This is a genomic window from Telluria sp. BA11 (assembly GCF_056680305.1).
The window spans coordinates 1,873,666-1,894,348 of the sequence record NZ_CM155275.1; the positions used below are offsets into that span (position 1 = coordinate 1,873,666).

Genomic DNA, 20,683 nt, shown 5'->3' on the forward strand with positions numbered 1-20,683 from the left:
CGGCTCCCCGGCCACGTCAGGCAAGGGCAAAGGTGATGACAAAGCGACCGCTGGCCTTGCGCGGGCCCAGTGCGGACGGGTCGAACCGGTATTCATAATCAAGTTTCGCATCGTTGTTGAGGCACAGTTCGCGCGCCAGGTAGAGTCCAAGGCCGGTGCCCTTGCTCGAGGTGGTATAGAACGGCTCGAACAGGTGGTCGCGCACTTCGGGCGTGATGCCGGGGCCGTCGTCCTGCACGTGCAGCTCGCGCCGCCCGGCCGCATCGCGCGCCGGAAAGATGCGGATGCTGACCGGCTGGCGGCTGGCGTAGCGCACCGCGTTGTTGAGTAAATTGAGCAGGACTTCGTGCAGGTGCAGCGGATCGAAGCGCACGGCGCTGCCGCCCGGATCGCCGATATAGACTATATCATCGGCCAGGCCGTGGATTTCGCAGAACTCGGCTTTGAGCTGTTCCAGAAACGCGCCCAGCGGCACCGGCTCGCCATTGGGCTGGGCCTTGCGCGACAGCTGCAGGATGTCTTCGACCATGCGGTTCACGCGCGCCACATTGTCGCCGACGATTTTCAGCAGCCGCACTTCGGCCGGGCCGTGCAGGTCTTCGGCCAGCAGCGCCGTCGCGTGGCCGATGGCCGACAGCGGGTTGCGCACCTCGTGCGCGATGCTGGCGGTCAGGCGCCCCATCGACGCCAGCTTGAGTTGCTGCGCCTGGTTTTCGATGGCGCTCACGTCCTGCATGAAGATCACGCTGCGCCCACCTGCCTCGCCCACGGCATCGCCCACCGCATTGGCCGGCGCCGCCACACGGGCAAAGCGCAGCTTGACGTGCACCGGCTGGTCTCGCCGGCCACGCACGTCGCCGGCGCCGTCGCCTTCGCGGTAGGGCTTGACGGTGACGAAGGCGGTATCGTTCTCGGGCGCGGCGAGCCAGGCATCGAACGCGCCGGCCAGCGGCTCGAAGGCCGGCGCCGCGTGCAGCAGGAAGCCCGACGTGTCGGCCTGCAGCCCGAGCATGCGGCGCGCCGCCGGGTTACCTGTAAACACTGCGCCGTCGGCGCCCACCACCAGGATGCCGTCGCCCACGTCGGCGATCACGATTTCATTGATCGCCTGCTGTATGCGCAGGTCGGCGCCGCGCTGGGCCGCCAGTTCTTCCTGTCCCAGCAGACGCGCGGCCATGCGGTTGGTTACCAGCACGGCGGCGAAGAAGGCTGCGCCAAACAGGCCCGCCTGCATCAGCGGCGGATCGAACCCTTCGACCAGTTGCCACACGCTCAGGCCAAGCAAGAACAGCGTGGCCACCGCCGCCGCGAACAACGCCAGCAGCAAGGGCGCGAGGATCGCAGCGCCGGCCAGCGGGAACAGATACAGGATGCCAAGGCCGCTGCGCAAGCCGCCGGCTGCCAGATACAGCAGCGATATGACCAGGAGGTCGAGCGCGACCTGCACGCCGAGCTGCACCAGGAAGCGGCGCTGGCGGCGCGCGGCGAACGAGAACACCAGCGCCATGATGGCGTAGCCCAGGCAGATCTGGGCCACCTGCTGCGTGACGCGCAGCGTGCCGTTCTCGAAGTTGAAACCGAAATACAGCAGCAGTACCAGCGCGATGACGATGCGCGTGAGCGTGAAGGTCTGCAGCGAGCGCCACAGGGCGACGCGCGCTTCGGGCGACAGGATGCGGCGTTGCGTCAAGGCCGGCCTGCGCCTACGGCGGCGGCAGGCGCACGTGGCCTGGCGAACAGTAGTCGTGGCCGTCGGCGCGCACCGATTCGGACGCCGGAAAGTACATGCCGCAGTGGGTACATTGGGCCATCGCTTCGATCTGCACCGGCGCCTTGGCCGCGCCGGGGCGCGCCTGCGGCGGTACGGCCGCGCGTTTGCTCATGGCGCGCAGCTTGTTGCGCACCGCGAAGACGACGAGGGCGATGAAGGCAATCCAGAATAATAGTCGCATCAGATGGTTCCCCGGTGCAGGATAACTTCGAGCACGAAACGGCTGCCGACATAGGCCAGCGCCAGCGTGGCAAACCCGGCCAGCGTGAAGCGCAGCGCGGTCTTGCCGCGCCAGCCTCGCCAGCGGCGCCCGGCCAGCAGCGCCGCGAACAGCGCCCACGACAGCAGCGCGAACACGCTCTTGTGGTCGAGCAGCAGCGGCCGGCCGAACACCTGTTCGGAGAACACGAAGCCCGACAGCACCGTCAGGCTGAGCAGGACGAAGCCGATCCAGATCACGCGGAACAGCAGTTTTTCCATGGTAAGAAGCGCCGGCAACTGGTCGAGCGCGGCGTCAAACCGGCCGCCACCGGCGGTGCGGGTGTGCAGCCGCGCTTCCTGCAATGCCATCAGCACGGCGTGGAAGGCGGCAATGGTCAGGGTGCTGTAGGCCAGTACCGCAACCGCGATATGCCAGCCAAACGCCGGCGACTTGCCGGCCAGCGGCGTCAGGGTGCCGGGAAACAGCAGCGGCAGCAGCGCGGCCACGGCGGCGAACGGCATCACCAGGCGGCGCATGCCATCGAGGGCGAAATTGCGGTTTTCGAGCCAGTAGGCGGCCACGGACACCCACAGCGCGGACGAGAGCATGATGGCGAAACCGACGCGCAGCCGGCCCGGCACCATCACGTCCATGCCGAGCGAGACGCCGTGCAGCGCCCACGCGCCGGCCGTCACGGCCGAGATGGCCGGCGCGCGGCGCGATGGCAGCAGGGCGCATACCGCGTACAGGAAAGCCGCGGCAAGGAAGAGGAAATTCTGCATGACGGGAGTCTACACCATTGCATGGTGCCGCCGTGGGGTGAGCGGATTTTTCGCCCACCTGGCATGCGAGCGGCGCCGCCCACGCTTTCCTCCAGCGCAAAACGCCACGGTTTGCTGAAAAAATGTGCGCCTGCCGTCCGCCGGAAGAACCAGCAGCACCTGCGCAAGGTAAAATGCCGCTTTGGCGGCGCTCGCCTACCGGCATTTTGCCCGGGACCGCGCGTCCGATGTGCCCTTACTAATTAGGTTGAACATGCTAGATAACCTCACCCAACGCCTTGCCAAGGTCGTCAAGACCATGCGCGGCGAGGCGCGCCTCACCGAGGCAAACACTGCAGAGATGCTGCGCGAAGTGCGCATGGCCCTGCTCGAGGCCGACGTGGCGCTGCCGGCGGTGCGTGAATTCATCGCCAAGGTCAAGGAAAAAGCCCTCGGCGAAGAAGTCGTCGGCTCGCTCAGCCCGGGCCAGGCGCTGGTCGGCGTGGTGCAGAAGGAACTGGCGGCCCTGATGGGCGCCGACCTCGGCCCCGAGGCCAGCCAGCTGTCGTTCGCCCAGCAACCGCCGGCGATCATCCTGATGGCCGGTCTGCAGGGTGTCGGTAAGACCACCACCACCGGCAAGCTGGCCAAGTACCTGAAGGAACAGAAAAAGAAGAAGGTCCTGACCGTCTCGGCCGACGTGTACCGCCCGGCCGCAATCGCGCAGCTCGAATCGGTGACCAGGCAGGTCGGCGCCGACTTCTTCCCGTCGACGGCCAATGACAAGCCGGTCGACATCGCACTGGCCGCACTCGACTGGGCCAAGAAGCATTACCACGACGTCCTGATCATCGATACCGCGGGTCGCCTTGGTATCGACGAAGCGATGATGCAAGAGATCGCGGCCGTGCACGCCGCCGTCAACCCGATCGAGACGCTGTTCGTCGTCGACGCCATGCTGGGCCAGGATGCGATCAACACCGCCAAGGCGTTCAACGACGCCCTGCCCCTGACCGGCATCGTGCTGACCAAGCTCGATGGCGACTCGCGCGGCGGTGCGGCGCTGTCGGTGCGGCACGTGACGGGCAAACCGATCAAGTTTGCCGGTGTCTCAGAAAAACTCGATGGCCTCGAAGCCTTCGATCCGGCCCGCATGGCCAACCGCGTGCTGGGCATGGGCGACATCCTGGCCTTGGTCGAAGAAGCGCGCAAGGGTGTCGATGCCGAAGCGGCAGCCGAACTGGCCAACAAGATCAAGGTTGGCGGCCGTTTCGACATGAACGACTTCAAGTCGCAGCTGACGCAAATGAAAAAGATGGGTGGCATGGCCGGCCTGATGGACAAGCTGCCGGCCCAGTTCCAGCAAGCCGCGGCAGGCGCCAACATGGGCCAGGCCGAGAAATCGGTCCAGCGCATGGTCGGCATCATCGATTCGATGACGCCGCTCGAGCGCGCGAAACCCGAACTGATCAAGGCCAACCGCAAGCGCCGCATCGCGGCCGGCGCCGGTGTGCAGGTGCAGGAAGTCAATCGCATGCTCAATCAGTATGACCAGATGCAGACGATGATGAAAAAGCTCAAAGGCGGCGGCCTGATGAAGATGATGCGCGGGATGAAGGGCATGATGCCCGGCATGCGCTAATCTGCTGTTTTCCGCCCGCAGAACCGCGCAACGTATCGCTTTGCGCGGTTTTTTACGCCCCTTGTCGGCGTTTTATCGCTCCCGCGCGTTGTTGTGTGCGATAGCGCCCATTTAGCCGCTTATCAGAGTGAAAAAGTTTGGAAAAAGACTTGCACGAACAGTAAAACGCTACCAATATAGGCGTGCGATAAATTACGCATTTTTCCATGTGTTCGTTTTAGGAGGCTCGAAGATGGCAACAGCCAAAAAAACCACTGCAGCACCAGCAAAAAAAGCAGCTGCCAAGCCTGCTGCAGCGGCCAAGCCCGCAGCAAAAAAGGCAGCAGCACCAGCAAAAGCAGCCGCTAAAACGGCTGACAAATCAGCTGACAAATCGGCCGACAAGCCAGCAGTTGCACGCAAGCCAAACGCCGCGTTCATGAAAGCCATGACCCCGTCGGCCACGCTCGCTGCAGTCGTTGGCGACAAGCCGCTGCCACGCACCGAAGTGACCAAAAAGGTCTGGGATTACATCAAGTCGAAAGACCTGCAAGATCCGGCAAACCGTCGCATGATCAATGGCGACGACAAGCTCAAAGCAGTCTTCGGCGGCAAAGAGCAAGTCTCGATGTTTGAAATGACCAAACTGATTTCGGATCATCTGAAATAAGTTCAGGTTATATTCACTCGGCGTCTCGCTGATTAAAAAGCCCCGGATTCAAACCCGGGGCTTTTTGTTATTCAGCTGTAAATAACCTGAATCTGCACTTACAAGCCGCCGGCAGCCTTCATCAGTTCGAACACGCGGGTATTCTCCATCGTGCCTTTGAATGACGCCGAACCGGCGCCAGTCGCATACAGTTTCACGTCGCCGCCGCCATGGGTTTCGGACGACTTGTGCACGCCCGTTTCCTGGTGGTAATCGTCGCCCTGCGCGGCCATGCCATCGACATCGGCGCGCACGTCCGGCCGGTTCGGACCATTGCCGAACACCAGCGTGGTGAACGTCTTGCCGTCCGCGTCCTTCTTCGGCTCGCCCGTCGCATAGTCGCGCACGACATCCAGGATCGGGTTGCCGCGTTTCGGGTAGCCGTTGATCTGCATCGTGTGGTCATGGTCGGCGGTGAGCACGATCAGCGTGTTCTGCAGGCCCGGATCGATCGCGCGCATGCGCTCGACCGCCAGTTGCAAGGCGTCGTCGAACGCCACCGTCTCTTCCAGCGCGTGCTTGGCGCGGGTGTCGTGCAGCGCGTGGTCGATCTTGCCGCCTTCGACCATCAGGAAGAATCCGTTCGGATTGGTCGACAGCAGGTCGATCGCCTTGCCCGTCATCTCCGCCAGCGTCGGCTGCTCGGGACGGCGCTGGTACGCATAATCGAGGTGGCTGCTGGCACTGTAGATGCCGACGAACTTGCGCCCTGCCTTGGCCGACATCATGCCGGCGCGCGTGCCGGCCACGTAATAGCCGGCGCCGGCAAATTCGGCCATCAGGTCACGCCCGTCGGGCCGGCCCTTCGGATTGAGCGCCGCGTCGCGTGGCGTGAAGTGATTGCGCCCGCCGCCCATCAGCACATCGACACCGTCGCCCAGCGCCGCGTTATAGCCGGCGCCGCCCGGCACAAGCTGCTGCGCGATCGTGTAGGCCGCGTCGCGGCTGCAGGTGTGCGCGAAGGTCGACGCCGGCGTGGCGTGCGTCAGTTCGGTGGTGGTGATGGCGCCGGTGGCGCGGCCCCGGGCCTTGGCCAGCTCCAGGATCGTCACGGCTGGCGTGCCGTTGTTCGGGCCGCACTGGTCGACACCGTCTTTGGTCGGGTTGATCGTGCGGGCGCCGGCCTGCGAGATGACGTCGTTGTTCAGCTTCATGCCGGTCATGTATGACCCCATCGACGGCGCGCTGTCGGTGGTCTGGTAATCGAGCGAATAGGTCTTGATGCGCGCGGTGCGCTCCATCAGGCGTTCGAAGTGCAGCAGGCTGTCTTCGCCGCCACGATAGATGCGGGCGGCGGTGGTGACGGACGGGCCCATGCCGTCGCCAAGGAAGAAGATGATGTTCTTTGCTTTTTGCTGGGCCGAAGCCGTTGCCGGCAGCGCTGCGCCAAAGGCGGCGGCCAGCAGCAGCGGGAGAATGCGTCGTGAAGTCATGGTGGATTTCTCGTGCTTACAGACCGGCTGCGGTCTTGATCAGATTGAAGACGCGCGTGTTGTCGATGGTCCCGCGAAACAGCTCCGCGTTCGCGCCGGCCGCGCCCAGGTAGACGTCGCTGCCGCCATGCGTCTCGGCGCCTGCGCGCGTGCGCACGACCGCTTGCTGGTGGTAGTCGTCGGCCGTCACGACAGCGTCGGTCAGCGCCGTGGTGCGCCCGCCCTGGTGGCGATTCTCGCCCGTGCCGAAACCGATGATCGTGTACGGCATGCCCTGGCTGTCGAGCGTCGGCTTGCCATCAGCCGTGCGCACCAGGCCCAGTACGCCCGGATTGGCAGGCGTGGTCTTGCCGGTGCGCGCTGCATAGCCGTTCAGCAGCAGCGTGTGGTCATGGTCGGCAGTGGCGACGATCAGCGTGTTCTTCAGGCCCGGGTCGAGCGCTTCCATGCGTTCGAGCGCCGCCTGCAGCGCGGCGTTGTACGTCACTGTCTCCTGCAGCGCGCGTTTGCCCAGCGTCGCGTGCAGCGCATGGTCGATCAGGCCGCCCTCGACCATCAGGAAGAAACCACCACGGTGCGGCGCCAGCAGGTCGATTGCCTTGGTCGTCATGGCCGGCAGCGCCGGTTGGCGGGCGGCGTCGCGGGTCGCGTCGAAGTCCATGTGGTTGGCGGCGAACAGGCCCACGACCGGCGCGCCCGGCGTCAAGGCATTGAACCCGGCGGTGTCGCCCACGACCCGGAAGCCCTTCGCCTTGAACTCGGCCTGCAGATCGCGGTTGTCGGCGCGCTTGCCTCCACGCGCGAACGGCGTGAATTGCTGCGCGCCGCCGCCGAACAGGACGTCCAGGCCATTGGCGCCCAGCGCCCCGTTGTAGCCGGCGCCGCCGGGCACCAGGCTGGCGGCGATGTCGGTTTCCAGCTTGCGATGGCAGGCGTGGGCATAGGTGGCGGCCGGGGTGGCGTCGGTGACGCTGGTATTGGTGACCACGCCCACGGCCATGCCGCGCTTGCGGGCCAGTTCGAGCAGCGTGACGGCTGCTTCGCCGTTTTCGCAGCGGCTCACCAGGCTGTTGCCGTTGGCGTCCTTGCCGGGCGCGATCGAACGGGTGCCGGCCGACATCGAGATCACGCCGTTGTTCTGCTTCACACCCGTCATGTAGGCGGCCATCGAAGCGGCGCTGTCGGTGACCTGTGCATCGTTGGAGAAAGTTTTCACGAAGGCCGATTCAGGTAGGCGGTCAATCGCCAGCTCGCCCTCTTCGCCGACAGCAAAGATGCGCGCCGCGGTCAGCGTGTTGACGCCCATGCCGTCGCCCAGGAAGAAGATGATGTTCTTTGCGCGCTGGTCGACCGGATTGGCCGTCAGGGCGGGGGTTGCGGTCGGGGTCGCGTTCTGGGTCGAAACCGGCGGCGTGGCCGCGCAGCCGGTGAGCGCCGCCAGCAGTGCGCCAGCGGTGAAAAGAATGGGTCGCATGCAGTCCTCACTGGGGAAAGCGGGAAGTCTACACTGCGTCGATGACGGCGTGGTGGATTGCTATGTTAGGGTTTTGTACAAGGCAGGGACGCTTCACGCCCCCGGTTTGAATTCCCAGTTCTTCCATGCGGCCAGCACCGCGTTCGGGTACTTCGGCTTGCCCCGGCTGCCGTTGTAGCGGCCCAGCGCCAGGTACAGGTCGCCCCGCTCCATGTCGATATACATGCGCAGGATCGCGCACCCGTAGCGCAGATTGGTCTGCATGTGGAACAGGCGGCGGCGGTCGCCGTCGCCGATTGCCTTGGTCCAGAACGGCATCACCTGCATGTAGCCGCGCGCGCCGGCAATCGAGATCGCGTACTTGCGGTAGGCCGATTCCACCTGGATCAGGCCCAGCACCAGCCCCGGATCCAGGCCCGCGCGGGTTGCCTCATACCACGCGGTCTCGAGGAACTCGGTGCGGGTCTGGACGTCGGGCAGGCGCTTGGCCAGGCGGGGCGACATCTGGTCGAACCACGCCTGGTAGCGCGCCCGCCCCGCCTCCGTGCGGAAGGTCGGGCGCGGCGGGCGTGCGTCGGCGATGGCGTTGGCCAGCGCCAGACGCACCGAATCCGACAGCGCTTCTTCTTTCTGGTTGCCGGCATGCGCCGGCGCTGCCAGACCGAAGGCCAGCGCCAGCAGCACGCCTGTGGACCAGGAGGCCAGGCGCAATGCCATCACTTGCCCAGCTTGGCCTTGATGAAGCCGAGCATATCGCCGACAGCCACGCCACTCGCTTCTGCATCGCGACGGCCCTGGTACTCGAGGTTGCCTTCCTTCAGGCCACGCTCGCCGATCACGACGCGGTGCGGCACGCCGATCAGCTCCCAGTCGGCGAACATCGCGCCTGGGCGCAGGCCGCGGTCGTCGACGATGACGTCGATGCCGATGGCCGACAGCGACGCATACAGCTGCTCGGTGGCGTCCTTGACCATCTCGCTGCGGTCCATGCCCATCGGGCACAGCACCACTTCGAACGGCGCCAGTGCGTCCGGCCAGACAATGCCCTTGTCGTCGAAGTTCTGCTCGATCGCCGCGCCCAGGATGCGGGTCACGCCGATGCCGTAGCAGCCCATCTGCAGCGGCGCAGGCCGGCCGCCGTCGTCCAGGAAGGTCGCGCCCATTGCCTGCGAGTACGCGGTGCCGAGCTGGAACACGTGGCCCACTTCAATGCCGCGCTCGATCGCCAGCACGCCCTTGCCGTCCGGCGACGGGTCGCCTTCGACGACATTGCGCAGGTCGGCCACGAGCGGCTCGGGCAAATCGCGGCCCCAGTTCACGCCGATGTGGTGGAAGTCTTCTTCGTTCGCGCCGCATACGAAATCGGCCATGTTGGCGACCGTGCGGTCGGCCACGACGGTAACCGGCAGCTTTGTGCCGACCGGACCGAGGTAGCCCGGCACGGTGCCGAACACCTCGAGGATTTCCGCTTCGGTCGAGAAGCGGTGGCCGGCCAGGCCTTCCACTTTGCCGACCTTGATCTCGTTGAGCTCATGGTCGCCGCGCAGCAGCAGTACCCAGTAGCTCTTCTTGCCGTCGTTCTCGACCGTCAAAGCGATGGTCTTGACGGTCTGCGCCAGGTTCACGCCCAGCAGCGAAGCGACGGTTTCGCACTTGGTCGTGCCCGGGGTCGGCGTCTTGGTCAGCGTTTGCGTGGCGGCGGCGCGCTCGCCGCTTGCCACGGCTTCTGCTGCTTCCATATTGGCCGCGAAATCGGACGTCGGGCAGTAGACCAGCGCATCTTCGCCGGTGCTGGCGATGACGTGGAATTCGTGCGAGCCGGTGCCGCCGATGGCGCCGTTGTCGGCTGCCACCGCGCGGAACTTCAGGCCGAAGCGCGTGAAGATGCGGGTGTAGGCGTCGAACATGGTCTGGTACGACGTCTGCATGCCGGCGACATCGCGGTCGAACGAATACGCATCTTTCATCGTGAATTCGCGGCCGCGCATCAGGCCGAAGCGCGGACGACGCTCGTCGCGGAACTTGGTCTGGATGTGATAGAAGTTCACCGGCAGCTGGCGGTACGACTTGATCTCGCTACGCACGACGTCGGTGATGACTTCTTCGGACGTCGGCTGGATCGCGAAGTCGCGGCCATGGCGGTCTTTCACGCGCATGAGCTCGTCGCCCATCTTGTCCCAGCGACCTGTCTCTTGCCACAGTTCGGCCGGCTGCACGAGCGGCATCAAGAGTTCGATACCACCAGCGCGATTCATTTCTTCACGGACGATCGCTTCGACCTTGCGGATGACGCGCAGCCCGACCGGCATATACGTATAGATGCCGGAACCCAGGCGCTTGATCATCCCGGCGCGCATCATCAGCTTGTGGCTGACGATCTCGGCATCGGAAGGCGCTTCTTTCAGAGTTGAAATAAAAAATCGTGAGGCACGCATATCTGTGAATTCTTTTTAAAAAGAGAGGGTTATAATCGACCTAATTTTAAAGGATTAGCCGGCTGATGCGTCCAATCTTTCTACAAACAGGGTCCGGAACCAGCATCATCGACCGCGCAAGCGGTGCGGAAACCCCTTGGGCATGACAATACGTAAGTAAAAACACAAGGGTACCGAGTGCCCGCAAGAGGGAACGTCCGCCGGCAGAAAGTATCGAGGTGCACTTATGCTCGACCGTGAAGGGTTCAGGCCCAACGTCGGCATCATCCTGCTGAACGCTAACAACGAGGTCTGGTGGGGCAAGCGGGTGCGAGAGCACTCATGGCAATTTCCTCAAGGGGGAATCAAGTACGGCGAAACACCCGAGCAGGCAATGTACCGCGAGCTCGAGGAAGAAATCGGTTTGCGTCAGGAGCACGTCAAGATCGTGGGTCGCACCCGCGATTGGCTGCGCTATGAAGTGCCCGATCATTTCATCAAGCGTGAAATTCGCGGGCATTACCGTGGCCAGAAGCAGATCTGGTTCCTGCTGCGCATGGTCGCGCGCGACAACGAAGTCAATCTGCGCCTGACCGACCACCCCGAGTTCGACGCCTGGCGCTGGCACGACTACTGGGTGCCGCTCGACGTCGTGATCGAGTTCAAGCGCGACGTCTACCAGCGCGCCCTGCAGGAACTGTCGCGCTTTCTGAGCTGGCCGGCCAAGGGCCAGCACGGCGAGCGGCGCCACAGCGCGCGCTATCTGCGCCAGCCGCATGGGCGCTCGCAGCCTGGCGCCAAGCCGGGGCAGGACATGCTCGGAGCGGCCGGGCCGGGCAATCCGGCGGCGCCCGATGCACTGGTGCTGGCGCCGAACAAGTAGGCTGTAACGATCGGAAGCGGCGCAGGCCGCTTCTCGATTTCATGCTTAAAGCATTGCTTTGATAGCAATATTCGCCGGTACAATGGTGGCATGAGCCCACTTATCCGTCACCTGCGTTTGCTGCTATTGCCTTTCGCCGTGCTGACAGCGGCGCCTGCTGCCCATGCCTGGCAGAACACGCCGGCACGCTGCCAGCTGAGCCTGTTGACCACCCTCCCCATACGGTACACCGGCCCGAGCCTGAGCCTCACGCTCGAAGGCCGGATCGACGGGTCTCCGGCCGACATGCTGATCGACACTGGCGCTTCCGGCAGCATGCTGACGCGCACCGCGACCGAGCGCCGTGGGCTGCCACTGCGCTCGAACGACGCACTCGCAATCGGTGTCGGCGGCGTTTCGCGCATTTACACAACGCGCATCAAGCAATTCAAGGCCGGACCGGCGTCGATCACAAACAGCCGCGTGAACGTGCTGAGCGACTTCGGCACCGCACCATCGTTCGACGCCATCCTGGGCGCCCCGTTCCTGCTCCAGTCCGACCTCGAGATCTCGCTGGCGACCAAGGAAATCAAATTTTTCAAACCGGCCAACTGCGACAATGCGGTGCTGTCGTACTGGGACCATGACGCGGTACAGATCCCCTTCAAATGGCGGTCGGCCGGGCGCGACAATCCCCAGTTCAAGGTACTGCTCAATGGGAAAGAAGCAACGGCGATCATCGATAGCGGCACCTCCACGACGGTCATCACGCACCGGGCGGCCGAAAAGGCGGGCCTGAAGATGGATGCGCCCGGTGTCGAACAGGCAGTTGCGACAGGCGGGGTGGGTTTGAAGCGCACCGCGCGCTGGAACGCGACGCTGGGCACGCTGCAAATCGGCCGCGAAACCATTGAAAACGCCGACGTCGGTGTGATCGCCGCGGACGATTTCGATGCCGACGTGATCCTGGGCGCCGACTTCCTGCGCTCGCACCGTGTACTGTTCGCCATGAGCCAGAAGAAGCTGTATATCAGCTACGTCGGTGGCGATGCGCTTGGCCAATGGCGCCGCATCGAGCCCTGGTTGCAACAGGAAGCCGACGCCGGCAACGGTGACGCCCAGATGATGGTGGCATCGATGCATGGCCGCGGAAACGGCGTCCCCCTGGACAAGGTACAGGCGCATGCCTGGGTCGACAAGGCGGCGGCCGGCGGACATCCCCGCGCCAACCTGATGGTCGGCGCGCGTCTGGTCAAGGAACGGCGCTACGCCGAAGCAGCCGTGCGAATCAGGCAGGCGCTCGACCGCCTGCCGGCCGATCGCAGCGGCGCACTGCTGCTGTACACGGCGCGCATGCACAACGGTGACACGGCGCTGGCGCGGCGCGAACTGGAAACCACGTTCAATCACGACACCGATGAATGGCCGGGGCCGCTCGCCGATTTCTATCTTGGCAAGATCGATGAAGACAAACTCATGCAGCTGACCGTTGCAGCGCCCGACCCCTCGGTACAGCGCTTTTGCCAGATGCGCTTCGCGATCGCCGAGGGCTACCTCTTTGCGGGCGATATCGAACGCGAGAAACTGGCGCGGGAGAAAGAGGCTGTCTGCCACCCGGCGCCCACATCCACGCCCTGACGGCCCGCCCCGCGCCGGATCGGCGGCTGCGCTACAATGCCCGCTCTCCCCTTTTTTCGCCCCCTCCTGCCATGTTCACTCCGTCCTCGCACGACGTGCGCCGCTTTTTCTGCGACGCCTATCGCAAGCAACGCAATGGCGAAATCCTGACGCCGATGGACGCCATCGCGGCCGACTGGATCGTGCAGCATCCCGAATACCACGACCAGTTCGAGGACATCGAGGCGGCGATTGCGCGCGACTATTCGGTCGAAGGCGGCAAGCCCAATCCGTTTTTGCACCTGTCGATGCACCTGTCGATCGCCGAGCAGATCTCGATCGACCAGCCGCGCGGCATCCGCGCCGCGCACGACATGCTGGTGGCCAAACGGGGCGAGCACGATGCCCACCACGAAATCATGGAATGCCTGGGCGAGATGATCTGGGCGTCGCAGCGGGGTGGCGTGCCGCCGGACACCGAGGCGTATATCGAGTGTGTGCGGCGCCGTGCGTTTGCCTGAATGCCGACGTGACTTGCGCGTGATTTACGCCAGCTTATCGTCCGCGACCCGGTAACGCGGGTCTTCCACCAGGTTCACCTCGATCATGTCCTGCGCCTTTTCCAGCAGCTCGCGGCAGTCGGGGCTAAGATGGCGCAGGTGCAGGCGCTTGCCCAGCAGGCGATAACGCTCGGCCAGCGCGTCGATCGCCTGGATCGCCGAATGGTCCACCACGCGCGCGTGCAAAAAGTCGATCACGACATCCTGCGGATCGTCCTTCGGCGTAAAGATGCCCTGAAACGCACTCACTGACGCGAAGAACAGCGTGCCGTCGAGCGCGTACACCTTCCAGCCTTGATCATCGACCGCGACCGCCGCCTTCACCTGGCGCGCATGCTGCCACGCGAACACCAGCGCCGAGACGATCACGCCGGTCAGCACCGCCACCGCCAGATCGACCAGCAGCGTGATCGCCGCCACCAGCACGACCACGAACAGGTCCGCGCGCGGCACGCGGCCGGCCAGGCGGAACGTGCCCCATTCAAAGGTCTTTTCGCAGACGACGAACATCACGCCGATCAGCGCCGCCAGTGGAATCGCCTCGATCCAGCTGGAGCCGAACAGGATGAAGCACAGCAGGATCAAAGCCGCCGCGATGCCCGACAGGCGCCCGGTCGCGCCGCTATTCACGTTGATCATGCTCTGGCCGATCAGCGCGCAGCCGCCCATCCCGCCAAACACGCCGCTGACGACGTTGGCCGCGCCCAGTGCCAGCGATTCGCGGTTCGGCTGGCCGCGCGTGTCGGTGATTTCGTCGATCAAGGTGAGCGTGAGGAGCGATTCGATCAGGCCCACGCCCGCCATCACGAGCGCGTACGGGAACACGATGCGCAGCGTGTCCCACGTCATTGGCACGTCGGGCAGTGCGAAGCTGGGCAAGCCGCCGGCGATGGAACCGAGGTCGCCCACGGTGCGCGTCTCGACGCCCAGCAGCGCGCAACCGACGCTGGCCACCAGGATGCCTACCAGCGTGGACGGCACCGCTTTGGTGATGCGCGGCGTCAGGTAGATCACCGCCATCGTGATGGCGATGATGACGCCCATCGTGACCAGCTGCACGGCCGGCATCCATTGGGGCGTGCCGTCAGGGCCCGCCACCTTGAAGTGCCCGAACTGGGCGAGAAAAATCACCAGCGCCAGCCCGTTGACGAAGCCGAGCATCACCGGATGCGGCACCATGCGGATGAATTTGCCGAGCCGCGCGGCGGCAAACAGCAGTTGCAGCACGCCCATGAGCACCACGGCCGCCAGCAGGTACTGCGCGCCATGCTGCACCACCAGCGCGATCATCACGACGGCCAGCGAGCCGGCGGCAGCCGAGATCATCCCGGGCCGCCCGCCGAACGCGGACGTGATGAAGGCAACCAGCACGGCCGCGTACAGGCCGGTGAGCGGCGACAGGTGGGCAACCAGGGCGAAGGCAATCGCCTCCGGCACGAGGGCCAGGGCGACCGTCAGGCCGCTGAGCAGGTTGGTTTTGAGGTAGGAAGGAGAAAGAGGTAACACGAAGAGCTCCGGCGGGTGACGCGGCAAGGGGCTCGCATGTTACCAGCAAGCGCCTTGCGCGTCTGGCGCCGGGCTTATTTTTTGGTCACCAGCTGGCCCGGCAAACTGCCCAGGTACGCGCCCAGATCGGCCATGTCGCGGTTCGACAGCGGCTGCACCAGCGCCGCCATGATCGGGTTCACGCGCCCGTTCGGGCCGGCGCCGCGCTTGTAGGCACGCAGCGCCGTCGTCAGGTAGTCGGCGTGCTGCCCGGCCAGCTTGGGGTAGCTCGGGTCGATCGGCTTGTTGAAATCGGCGCCATGGCACGAGGCGCAGTTGTGCGTCTTGGCCAGCGCCGCGCCGCGCGCGACGTCGGCGGCCGATGCGCTCGCGCCCAGCGCGCCCAATACCATTGAAAAGACAATCCGTTGCATGGCGTGGTTCATCGCGAGGCCACCGTCTGTTGGGAGTAATAGGCCGCCACGTCGGCAATGTCCTGGTCGCTCAGCGACTTGGCGATATTGACCATCGACGGATGCTTGCGGTCGCCCTTGCGGTAGGCCTTGAGGGCCGCTTCGAGATACTTTGCCGACTGGCCGCCGATCATCGGCACCCGGTAGACCTCGGGAAAGGCCGTCTTGTAGCCGCCCTGGATGCCGTGGCAACCGATGCACATCTCGATCTTGGCGACGGCCGCCTTGGGGTTGCCGACGACTTCTGCGGCCGTGGCGACGGCGCTGCCGGCGGTACAGGCGCATGCTGCCAGTACCAATGGTGCCAAACTTGTTTTCATGGGCGTCTCGTTAGTTGTAATTCGAAAACCGCAACCGCATAAAAAGTTAGCAAAGGTCTACCAACGGGCCGATTCTATCTGAAGACTTGTCACCAGTCTACAAACCGGACGGCGGCGGCGCGCCCGGGGTTATGGCGTATACTTCCTGCCACCGACCGACTCGACAAAGCACCCGCCATGCATGCTGCTCCCCGCTTCGAAGGCAGCGACAAATACGTCGCCACCGCCGACCTGAAACTGGCCGTCAACGCGGCCCTGACGCTGGGCCGCCCGCTCCTGATCAAGGGCGAGCCGGGCACCGGCAAGACCATGCTGGCCGAAGAAGTCGCGGCCAGCCTGGACATGCCGCTGCTGCAGTGGCACGTCAAATCGACCACCAAGGCCCAGCAGGGCCTGTACGAATACGACGCCGTCTCGCGCCTGCGCGACTCGCAACTGGGCGACGAGCGCGTGCGCGACATCCAGAACTACATCGTCAAGGGCGTGCTGTGGCAAGCCTTCACGGCGCCCGAACCCGTCGTGCTCCTGATCGACGAGGTCGACAAGGCCGACATCGAGTTTCCGAACGACCTGCTGCGCGAACTCGATCGCATGGAGTTCTATGTGTATGAGACGCGCGAGATGGTTGTGGCCACCCACCGCCCGCTCGTGATCATCACATCCAACAACGAGAAGGAACTGCCGGACGCGTTCCTGCGCCGCTGCTTCTTCCACTACATCCAGTTCCCTGACCGCGAGACGATGGCCGACATCGTCGGCGTGCACTTCCCGAACCTGCGCCAGGACCTGCTGGCCGCGGCGCTGCAAAGCTTCTATGCCATGCGCGATGTCCCCGGCATCAAGAAGAAGCCATCGACGTCGGAATTTCTCGACTGGCTCAAGCTGCTGCTGGCCGAGGACGTGCCGGCCGAGGCCCTGCGTGCGAGTGCCGAAGGCAAGGTGGGCATCCCGCCGCTGCACGGCGCCCTGCTCAAGAACGAGCAGGACGTGGGCCTGTTCGAGCGCCTGATGTTCATGGCGCGGAACAACCGGTGATGGTGGCGCCAGCCCCCTCGATGCGATGCTGATCGATTTTTTCCGCGCCCTGCGCGAGGCCCGCATCCCGGTCTCGATCCGCGAATTCCTGACGCTGCTCGACGCGCTGCAACGCGGCGTGATCGCCCCGTCGCTCGACGACTTCTACTACCTCGCGCGCCTGACGCTGGTGAAGGACGAAGCCCACTTCGACAAGTTCGATCGCGTCTTCGGCGCCTGGTTCCGCGGCATCGATGCGGTGTTCGACGCGAAAGCCGAGATTCCACTCGACTGGCTGATCAAGCGCTTCGAGCGCGAACTCACGCCCGAGCAAAAGGCGCAGCTCGAAAAATTCGGCTACGACAAGCTGCAACAGCGCCTGCAGGAACTGCTCAAAGAGCAGAAGGAACGCCACGCGGGCGGCAGCAAGTGGATCGGTACCGGCGGCACGTCGCCATTCGGGCATGGCGGCACCAACCCGGAAGGCATCCGCATCGGCGGCGAGAGCCGCAACCGCACCGCCGTCAAGGTATGGGACCAGCGCACCTACCGCGACTACGACGGTGAGCGCGAACTGGGCACGCGCAACCTGAAGGTGGCGCTGCGCCGCCTGCGCCGCTTCGCGCGCCAGGGCGCGGCTGATGAACTGGCGCTGGACGACACGATCCGCGCCACCGCCAGCAATGCCGGCTGGCTCGACATCCGCATGCGGCCCGAGCGCAAGAACCGGATCAAGGTCGTGATGCTGTTCGACGTCGGCGGCTCGATGGACGACCATATCGAGCGCACTGAAGAACTGTTCTCGGCCGCCAGCAGCGAATTCAAGAACATGGAGTTCTACTACTTCCACAACTGCGTCTACGACTACCTGTGGAAGAACAACGCACGCCGCCACAGCGAGCGCTTCGCCACCTGGGACGTGCTGCGTAAATACCCGGCCGATACGCGCGTGCTGTTCGTCGGCGACGCGACCATGAGTCCCTACGAAGTCATGGCGCCCGGTGGCTCGGTCGAATACAACAACGACGAAGCCGGCGCGGTCTGGCTGGCGCGCTTCATGACCGCGTTTCCGAAGTGCGCCTGGCTCAATCCGGAGCCCGAGCACCTGTGGCAGTACCGCCAATCGATCGCGCTGATTCGCCAGGTGATGAGCAACCGGATGTTCCCGATCACGCTGGAGGGCCTGGAACGGGCCATGCGCCTGTTGAGCAAGTAGTGTTAGCACGAACACGGACGCGAGCCGCCGGGCGCACTAGAATCGCGCAACGATAAGAAGAAGGAGACCGCATGCCTGACCTGTTGTCCGTATTGACGAGCCTTGCCTGGCCCCTGGCGATTGCGCTGGCGTGGCTGGCCGGTGAATTTGGCCAGCGCTGGACCGGCCTGCCCCGCATCAGCTTCTACGGCCTGGTGGGCTTCGCGCTGGGCAGCTCGCAGATCGGCGTGCTGCCTGCGGCCGATCTGGGCCCGGTCTCACTGCTGGCCAATATCGCCTTCGGCCTGGTCCTGTTCGAACTGGGCAACCGCATCAATCTGCGCTGGCTCGTCAACAATCCGTGGATCGGCGTGGCCGGCCTGGTCGAGTCAAGCCTGACGTTCGGCCTCGTCTACCTCGTCGCCATCGCATTTGGCGCGGCCCAGATCACGGCGCTGCTGATGGCGGCACTCTCGATGGCCACGTCGCCCGCCACCGTCCTGCGGGTCATCAATGAACAGAAAAGCTCGGGCCAGATGACCGAGCGCGTGCTGCACCTGTCGGCCCAGAACTGCGTGCTGGCCGTATTCGCGTTCAATGCCATCATCGGCGTCTGGCTGTTCCACACGCAGGACGCCGTCAGCGAGGCACTGTGGCAAAGCCTGGTCATGCTCGCCGCGTCGATCGTGGCCGGTGCCGTGTTCGGCCTGCTGGTGCCGGCGCTGCTGCGCGCGATCGGCAATGCGCAGCAGGACACAACCGTCGCGTTTGCGCTGGCCGTGATTTTGCTCGTATCGATGTGCGACGTCGCCGGCCTGTCGCCGGTCGTGGCGGCGCTGGCCTTCGGCCTGACCGTGCGCTCGCGCCGCGCGACCTTTACCCAGACCCAGCGCAATTTCGGCGCGCTCGGCGAAGTGCTCACCGTGCTGCTGTTCGTGTATGCCGCCTCGACCCTCGACTGGCGCCTGGTGGCGGCCGGTGGTGTGATGGCGGTGGTCGTGGTGCTGGTGCGGCTGCTGGCCAAGACCGCCGGCGTGGCCGCGTTCTCGCACCTGTCGGGCGTCACCTGGCGCAAGGGCGCGCTCACGGGCCTGGGCCTGGCGCCGCTGGCCGTGTTCGTGATCCTGATGCTCGAACATGCGCGCTATGCCGGCCTGAAAGTGGTCGACGACCTGCACGCGATGGCCGCGGTGGCGATGCTGCTCGAAGTGGTTGGCCCGATCATCATCCAGCGCGCCCTGATCTGGGCGCACGAAGCACCGGAGTCCCATCATGCCGCTTGACGCGTTTACCCCGTCCACGCCGCTCACCTTCGGGGTCGAGCTCGAACTGCAACTGGTCAACCTGTCGGACTTCAACCTGACCGCCGCCAGCCCCGACCTGATGCATCTGCTGGAGCGCAAGCCGTTCCCCGGCAACGTCACGCCCGAGATCACCGAGAGCATGATCGAGATTAATTCGAGCGTGCACACGGCGTATGGTCCCTTGCTGGCCGAACTGACCGAGATCCGCGACACGCTCGTCGCGGCCAGCGACACGCTCAATATCGGCATCGCCGGCGGTGGCACGCACCCGTTCCAGCACTGGTCCGACCAGCGCATTTCAGCCAAGCCGCGCTATGAATACCTGTCGCAGCTGTACGGCTACCTGGCCAAGCAGTTCACGGTATTCGGCCAGCACGTGCACATCGGCTGCGCCAATGGCGACGATGCGATGTACCTGCTGCACGCGCTGAACCGCTACCTGCCGCACTTTATCGCGCTGTCGGCGTCGTCGCCGTACGTGCAGGGCCACGACAGCCTGTTCGAATCGGCACGCTTAAATTCCGTGTTTGCGTTTCCGATGAGCGGGCGCGCGCCCTTCACGCTCAGCTGGCAGGAGTTCACCGACGTGTACTTCGCCAAGATGGAACGCACCAACATCATCAAGAGCATGAAGGATTTTTACTGGGACCTGCGGCCCAAGCCCGAATTCGGCACGATCGAGCTGCGCGTGTGCGACACGCCGCTGACCGTGGAGCGGGCCGCGGCGCTGGCCGCCTACCTGCAGGCGCTGTGTCGCCATCTGCTCGAGCGCAAGGATGATGCCCCTGTTGAAGACGACTACCTGGTCTACAACTACAACCGCTTCCAGGCCTGCCGCTTTGGCCTGGATGGCAGCATCACGCACCCGAAAACCTACGACAGCATCGTGATCCGCGACGATATCCTGGCCACGCTCGAACGGATGCTGCCGCACGCGGAAGCGCTGGGCAGCGTCGAGGCGCTGCAGCACCTGGCAGCAGCCGCGCGCGGCGGCAGCGACGCGGCGATCCTGCGTCGGCACGCGGAGCGCGAAGGCTCGGTCGAAGGCATGGTCAATGCGGCGATCGGGCACTTCCGGGGTGACCGCAGCGCCTGATCGGGCAACCGCTTACCCGGCCACTGGCATGCCCTTGCCCACCCAGCCCGTTTTCATGAAGCGCGCCAGCAGCGGTTGTTTGGCTGGCGCCGGCACCGGCAGCCTGGCGTCGACCACGTTCGCCCACTGATCGGCCAGTTGCTCGCAGGTAGCGCGCAGCACCGGGTCGATCGTCGGCAGGCGCGCCAGCGCGCACAGGTGGCGCTCGATCACGGACGCCAGCTTGACGCACGGCGGCTCGCCGTCGCCTTTCGCGCTGTAATGCGACATCAGGTGCAGGAGCGAGGCAACCAGGAGCGTGTCCTGGTTGCGCGGCTCGGCTACTGCGGATGGCGTGGCGGATGTGGGGGAAATCGTCATGCGAAAGTCTCC

The 20,683-nt window shown here is 64.8% G+C and carries 20 protein-coding genes; 9 read left to right on the plus strand and 11 right to left on the minus strand.

The window, feature by feature from the left end:
• Nucleotides 1-16: 16 nt before the first annotated feature.
• The 3 genes from AC1MGT_RS08155 to AC1MGT_RS08165 are packed head-to-tail and all read right to left on the minus strand — an operon-like array spanning nt 17 to nt 2,755.
• Nucleotides 17-1,690: a sensor histidine kinase gene (locus AC1MGT_RS08155; protein WP_499503774.1), complete on the minus strand. Its 1,674-nt coding sequence runs from the start codon at nt 1,688-1,690 to the stop codon at nt 17-19.
• Nucleotides 1,691-1,703: 13 nt separating this feature from the next.
• Nucleotides 1,704-1,952 carry a PP0621 family protein gene (locus tag AC1MGT_RS08160; protein WP_258835672.1) on the minus strand — a complete coding sequence of 83 codons (249 nt, stop codon included), beginning with the start codon at nt 1,950-1,952 and terminating at the stop codon, nt 1,704-1,706.
• The gene (locus AC1MGT_RS08165; protein ID WP_499503775.1) at nt 1,952-2,755 is read right to left on the minus strand and encodes a cytochrome C assembly family protein; all 804 of its coding nucleotides are present in this window, start codon (nt 2,753-2,755) and stop codon (nt 1,952-1,954) included. Before AC1MGT_RS08165 ends, AC1MGT_RS08160 begins: the two co-directional genes overlap by 1 nt.
• 253 nt (nt 2,756-3,008) lie before the next feature.
• On the opposite strand from AC1MGT_RS08165, the gene ffh reads away from it, so the two are divergent.
• A complete protein-coding gene (gene ffh / locus AC1MGT_RS08170) occupies nt 3,009-4,376 on the plus strand; it encodes a signal recognition particle protein (RefSeq protein ID WP_499503776.1) in 1,368 nt (455 codons plus the stop codon).
• Nucleotides 4,377-4,608: 232 nt separating this feature from the next.
• On the plus strand, nt 4,609-5,025 hold the full coding sequence (locus AC1MGT_RS08175; protein WP_183556557.1) for an SWIB/MDM2 domain-containing protein: 417 nt from the start codon (nt 4,609-4,611) through the stop codon (nt 5,023-5,025).
• 98 nt (nt 5,026-5,123) lie between these two features.
• Here the strand turns inward: AC1MGT_RS08175 and AC1MGT_RS08180 are convergent, their stop codons facing one another.
• From AC1MGT_RS08180 to AC1MGT_RS08195, 4 genes are all read right to left on the minus strand, one after another.
• Nucleotides 5,124-6,497 carry an alkaline phosphatase gene (locus AC1MGT_RS08180; RefSeq protein WP_499503777.1) on the minus strand — a complete coding sequence of 458 codons (1,374 nt, stop codon included), beginning with the start codon at nt 6,495-6,497 and terminating at the stop codon, nt 5,124-5,126.
• 16 nt (nt 6,498-6,513) lie between these two features.
• Nucleotides 6,514-7,971, minus strand: coding sequence for an alkaline phosphatase (locus tag AC1MGT_RS08185; RefSeq protein WP_499503778.1), 1,458 nt, complete (start codon nt 7,969-7,971; stop codon nt 6,514-6,516).
• 93 nt (nt 7,972-8,064) lie between these two features.
• Complete coding sequence (locus AC1MGT_RS08190; protein ID WP_499503779.1) at nt 8,065-8,688, minus strand: lytic transglycosylase domain-containing protein; 624 nt, start codon at nt 8,686-8,688, stop codon at nt 8,065-8,067.
• A complete protein-coding gene (locus AC1MGT_RS08195) occupies nt 8,688-10,406 on the minus strand; it encodes a proline--tRNA ligase (protein ID WP_499503780.1) in 1,719 nt (572 codons plus the stop codon). The genes AC1MGT_RS08190 and AC1MGT_RS08195 overlap by 1 nt, the downstream gene beginning before the upstream one ends.
• A 226-nt stretch (nt 10,407-10,632) precedes the next feature.
• Between AC1MGT_RS08195 and AC1MGT_RS08200 the strand changes: the two genes are divergently transcribed.
• From AC1MGT_RS08200 to AC1MGT_RS08210, 3 genes are all read left to right on the plus strand, one after another.
• Nucleotides 10,633-11,268: an RNA pyrophosphohydrolase gene (locus tag AC1MGT_RS08200; RefSeq protein WP_499503781.1), complete on the plus strand. Its 636-nt coding sequence runs from the start codon at nt 10,633-10,635 to the stop codon at nt 11,266-11,268.
• A 90-nt stretch (nt 11,269-11,358) separates the two neighbouring features.
• Nucleotides 11,359-12,885: an aspartyl protease family protein gene (locus AC1MGT_RS08205; RefSeq protein ID WP_499503782.1), complete on the plus strand. Its 1,527-nt coding sequence runs from the start codon at nt 11,359-11,361 to the stop codon at nt 12,883-12,885.
• Between the two features lie 71 nt (nt 12,886-12,956).
• Nucleotides 12,957-13,385, plus strand: a complete 429-nt coding sequence (locus AC1MGT_RS08210) for a DUF1841 family protein (protein WP_183556282.1) — start codon at nt 12,957-12,959, stop codon at nt 13,383-13,385.
• Nucleotides 13,386-13,409: 24 nt separating this feature from the next.
• Here the strand turns inward: AC1MGT_RS08210 and AC1MGT_RS08215 are convergent, their stop codons facing one another.
• The 3 genes from AC1MGT_RS08215 to AC1MGT_RS08225 form a co-directional block, all read right to left on the minus strand.
• A complete protein-coding gene (locus AC1MGT_RS08215) occupies nt 13,410-14,930 on the minus strand; it encodes a SulP family inorganic anion transporter (protein WP_499503783.1) in 1,521 nt (506 codons plus the stop codon).
• Between the two features lie 74 nt (nt 14,931-15,004).
• Entirely contained in the window at nt 15,005-15,343 is a 339-nt protein-coding gene (locus AC1MGT_RS08220; protein WP_499503784.1) for a c-type cytochrome, read from the minus strand.
• A gap of 8 nt (nt 15,344-15,351) precedes the next feature.
• Nucleotides 15,352-15,702, minus strand: coding sequence for a c-type cytochrome (locus AC1MGT_RS08225; protein WP_332532242.1), 351 nt, complete (start codon nt 15,700-15,702; stop codon nt 15,352-15,354).
• A gap of 177 nt (nt 15,703-15,879) precedes the next feature.
• Between AC1MGT_RS08225 and AC1MGT_RS08230 the strand changes: the two genes are divergently transcribed.
• The 4 genes from AC1MGT_RS08230 to AC1MGT_RS08245 all read left to right on the plus strand — a co-directional run bounded on the left by AC1MGT_RS08230 (nt 15,880) and on the right by AC1MGT_RS08245 (nt 20,311).
• Nucleotides 15,880-16,737, plus strand: coding sequence for an AAA family ATPase (locus tag AC1MGT_RS08230; RefSeq protein WP_499503785.1), 858 nt, complete (start codon nt 15,880-15,882; stop codon nt 16,735-16,737).
• 25 nt (nt 16,738-16,762) lie between these two features.
• Nucleotides 16,763-17,932: a vWA domain-containing protein gene (locus tag AC1MGT_RS08235; protein ID WP_343026116.1), complete on the plus strand. Its 1,170-nt coding sequence runs from the start codon at nt 16,763-16,765 to the stop codon at nt 17,930-17,932.
• A 71-nt stretch (nt 17,933-18,003) separates the two neighbouring features.
• On the plus strand, nt 18,004-19,194 hold the full coding sequence (locus AC1MGT_RS08240) for a cation:proton antiporter (RefSeq protein ID WP_499503786.1): 1,191 nt from the start codon (nt 18,004-18,006) through the stop codon (nt 19,192-19,194).
• Entirely contained in the window at nt 19,184-20,311 is a 1,128-nt protein-coding gene (locus AC1MGT_RS08245; protein WP_499503787.1) for a YbdK family carboxylate-amine ligase, read from the plus strand. Before AC1MGT_RS08240 ends, AC1MGT_RS08245 begins: the two co-directional genes overlap by 11 nt.
• Nucleotides 20,312-20,323: 12 nt before the next feature.
• Here the strand turns inward: AC1MGT_RS08245 and AC1MGT_RS08250 are convergent, their stop codons facing one another.
• Nucleotides 20,324-20,671, minus strand: a complete 348-nt coding sequence (locus AC1MGT_RS08250) for a hypothetical protein (RefSeq protein WP_499503788.1) — start codon at nt 20,669-20,671, stop codon at nt 20,324-20,326.
• Nucleotides 20,672-20,683: the final 12 nt, after the last annotated feature.

What these genes read in the sequence shown, in the direction of transcription:
- AC1MGT_RS08160 (WP_258835672.1), bottom strand. Translation starts at nt 1,952, where the DNA reads ATGCGACTATTATTCTGGATTGCCTTCATCGCCCTCGTCGTCTTCGCG.
- AC1MGT_RS08165 (WP_499503775.1), bottom strand. Translation starts at nt 2,755, where the DNA reads ATGCAGAATTTCCTCTTCCTTGCCGCGGCTTTCCTGTACGCGGTATGC.
- ffh (WP_499503776.1), top strand. Translation starts at nt 3,009, where the DNA reads ATGCTAGATAACCTCACCCAACGCCTTGCCAAGGTCGTCAAGACCATG.
- AC1MGT_RS08175 (WP_183556557.1), top strand. Translation starts at nt 4,609, where the DNA reads ATGGCAACAGCCAAAAAAACCACTGCAGCACCAGCAAAAAAAGCAGCT.
- AC1MGT_RS08180 (WP_499503777.1), bottom strand. Translation starts at nt 6,497, where the DNA reads ATGACTTCACGACGCATTCTCCCGCTGCTGCTGGCCGCCGCCTTTGGC.
- AC1MGT_RS08185 (WP_499503778.1), bottom strand. Translation starts at nt 7,971, where the DNA reads ATGCGACCCATTCTTTTCACCGCTGGCGCACTGCTGGCGGCGCTCACC.
- AC1MGT_RS08190 (WP_499503779.1), bottom strand. Translation starts at nt 8,688, where the DNA reads ATGGCATTGCGCCTGGCCTCCTGGTCCACAGGCGTGCTGCTGGCGCTG.
- AC1MGT_RS08195 (WP_499503780.1), bottom strand. Translation starts at nt 10,406, where the DNA reads ATGCGTGCCTCACGATTTTTTATTTCAACTCTGAAAGAAGCGCCTTCC.
- AC1MGT_RS08200 (WP_499503781.1), top strand. Translation starts at nt 10,633, where the DNA reads ATGCTCGACCGTGAAGGGTTCAGGCCCAACGTCGGCATCATCCTGCTG.
- AC1MGT_RS08205 (WP_499503782.1), top strand. Translation starts at nt 11,359, where the DNA reads ATGAGCCCACTTATCCGTCACCTGCGTTTGCTGCTATTGCCTTTCGCC.
- AC1MGT_RS08210 (WP_183556282.1), top strand. Translation starts at nt 12,957, where the DNA reads ATGTTCACTCCGTCCTCGCACGACGTGCGCCGCTTTTTCTGCGACGCC.
- AC1MGT_RS08220 (WP_499503784.1), bottom strand. Translation starts at nt 15,343, where the DNA reads ATGCAACGGATTGTCTTTTCAATGGTATTGGGCGCGCTGGGCGCGAGC.
- AC1MGT_RS08225 (WP_332532242.1), bottom strand. Translation starts at nt 15,702, where the DNA reads ATGAAAACAAGTTTGGCACCATTGGTACTGGCAGCATGCGCCTGTACC.
- AC1MGT_RS08230 (WP_499503785.1), top strand. Translation starts at nt 15,880, where the DNA reads ATGCATGCTGCTCCCCGCTTCGAAGGCAGCGACAAATACGTCGCCACC.
- AC1MGT_RS08235 (WP_343026116.1), top strand. Translation starts at nt 16,763, where the DNA reads ATGCTGATCGATTTTTTCCGCGCCCTGCGCGAGGCCCGCATCCCGGTC.
- AC1MGT_RS08240 (WP_499503786.1), top strand. Translation starts at nt 18,004, where the DNA reads ATGCCTGACCTGTTGTCCGTATTGACGAGCCTTGCCTGGCCCCTGGCG.
- AC1MGT_RS08245 (WP_499503787.1), top strand. Translation starts at nt 19,184, where the DNA reads ATGCCGCTTGACGCGTTTACCCCGTCCACGCCGCTCACCTTCGGGGTC.
- AC1MGT_RS08250 (WP_499503788.1), bottom strand. Translation starts at nt 20,671, where the DNA reads ATGACGATTTCCCCCACATCCGCCACGCCATCCGCAGTAGCCGAGCCG.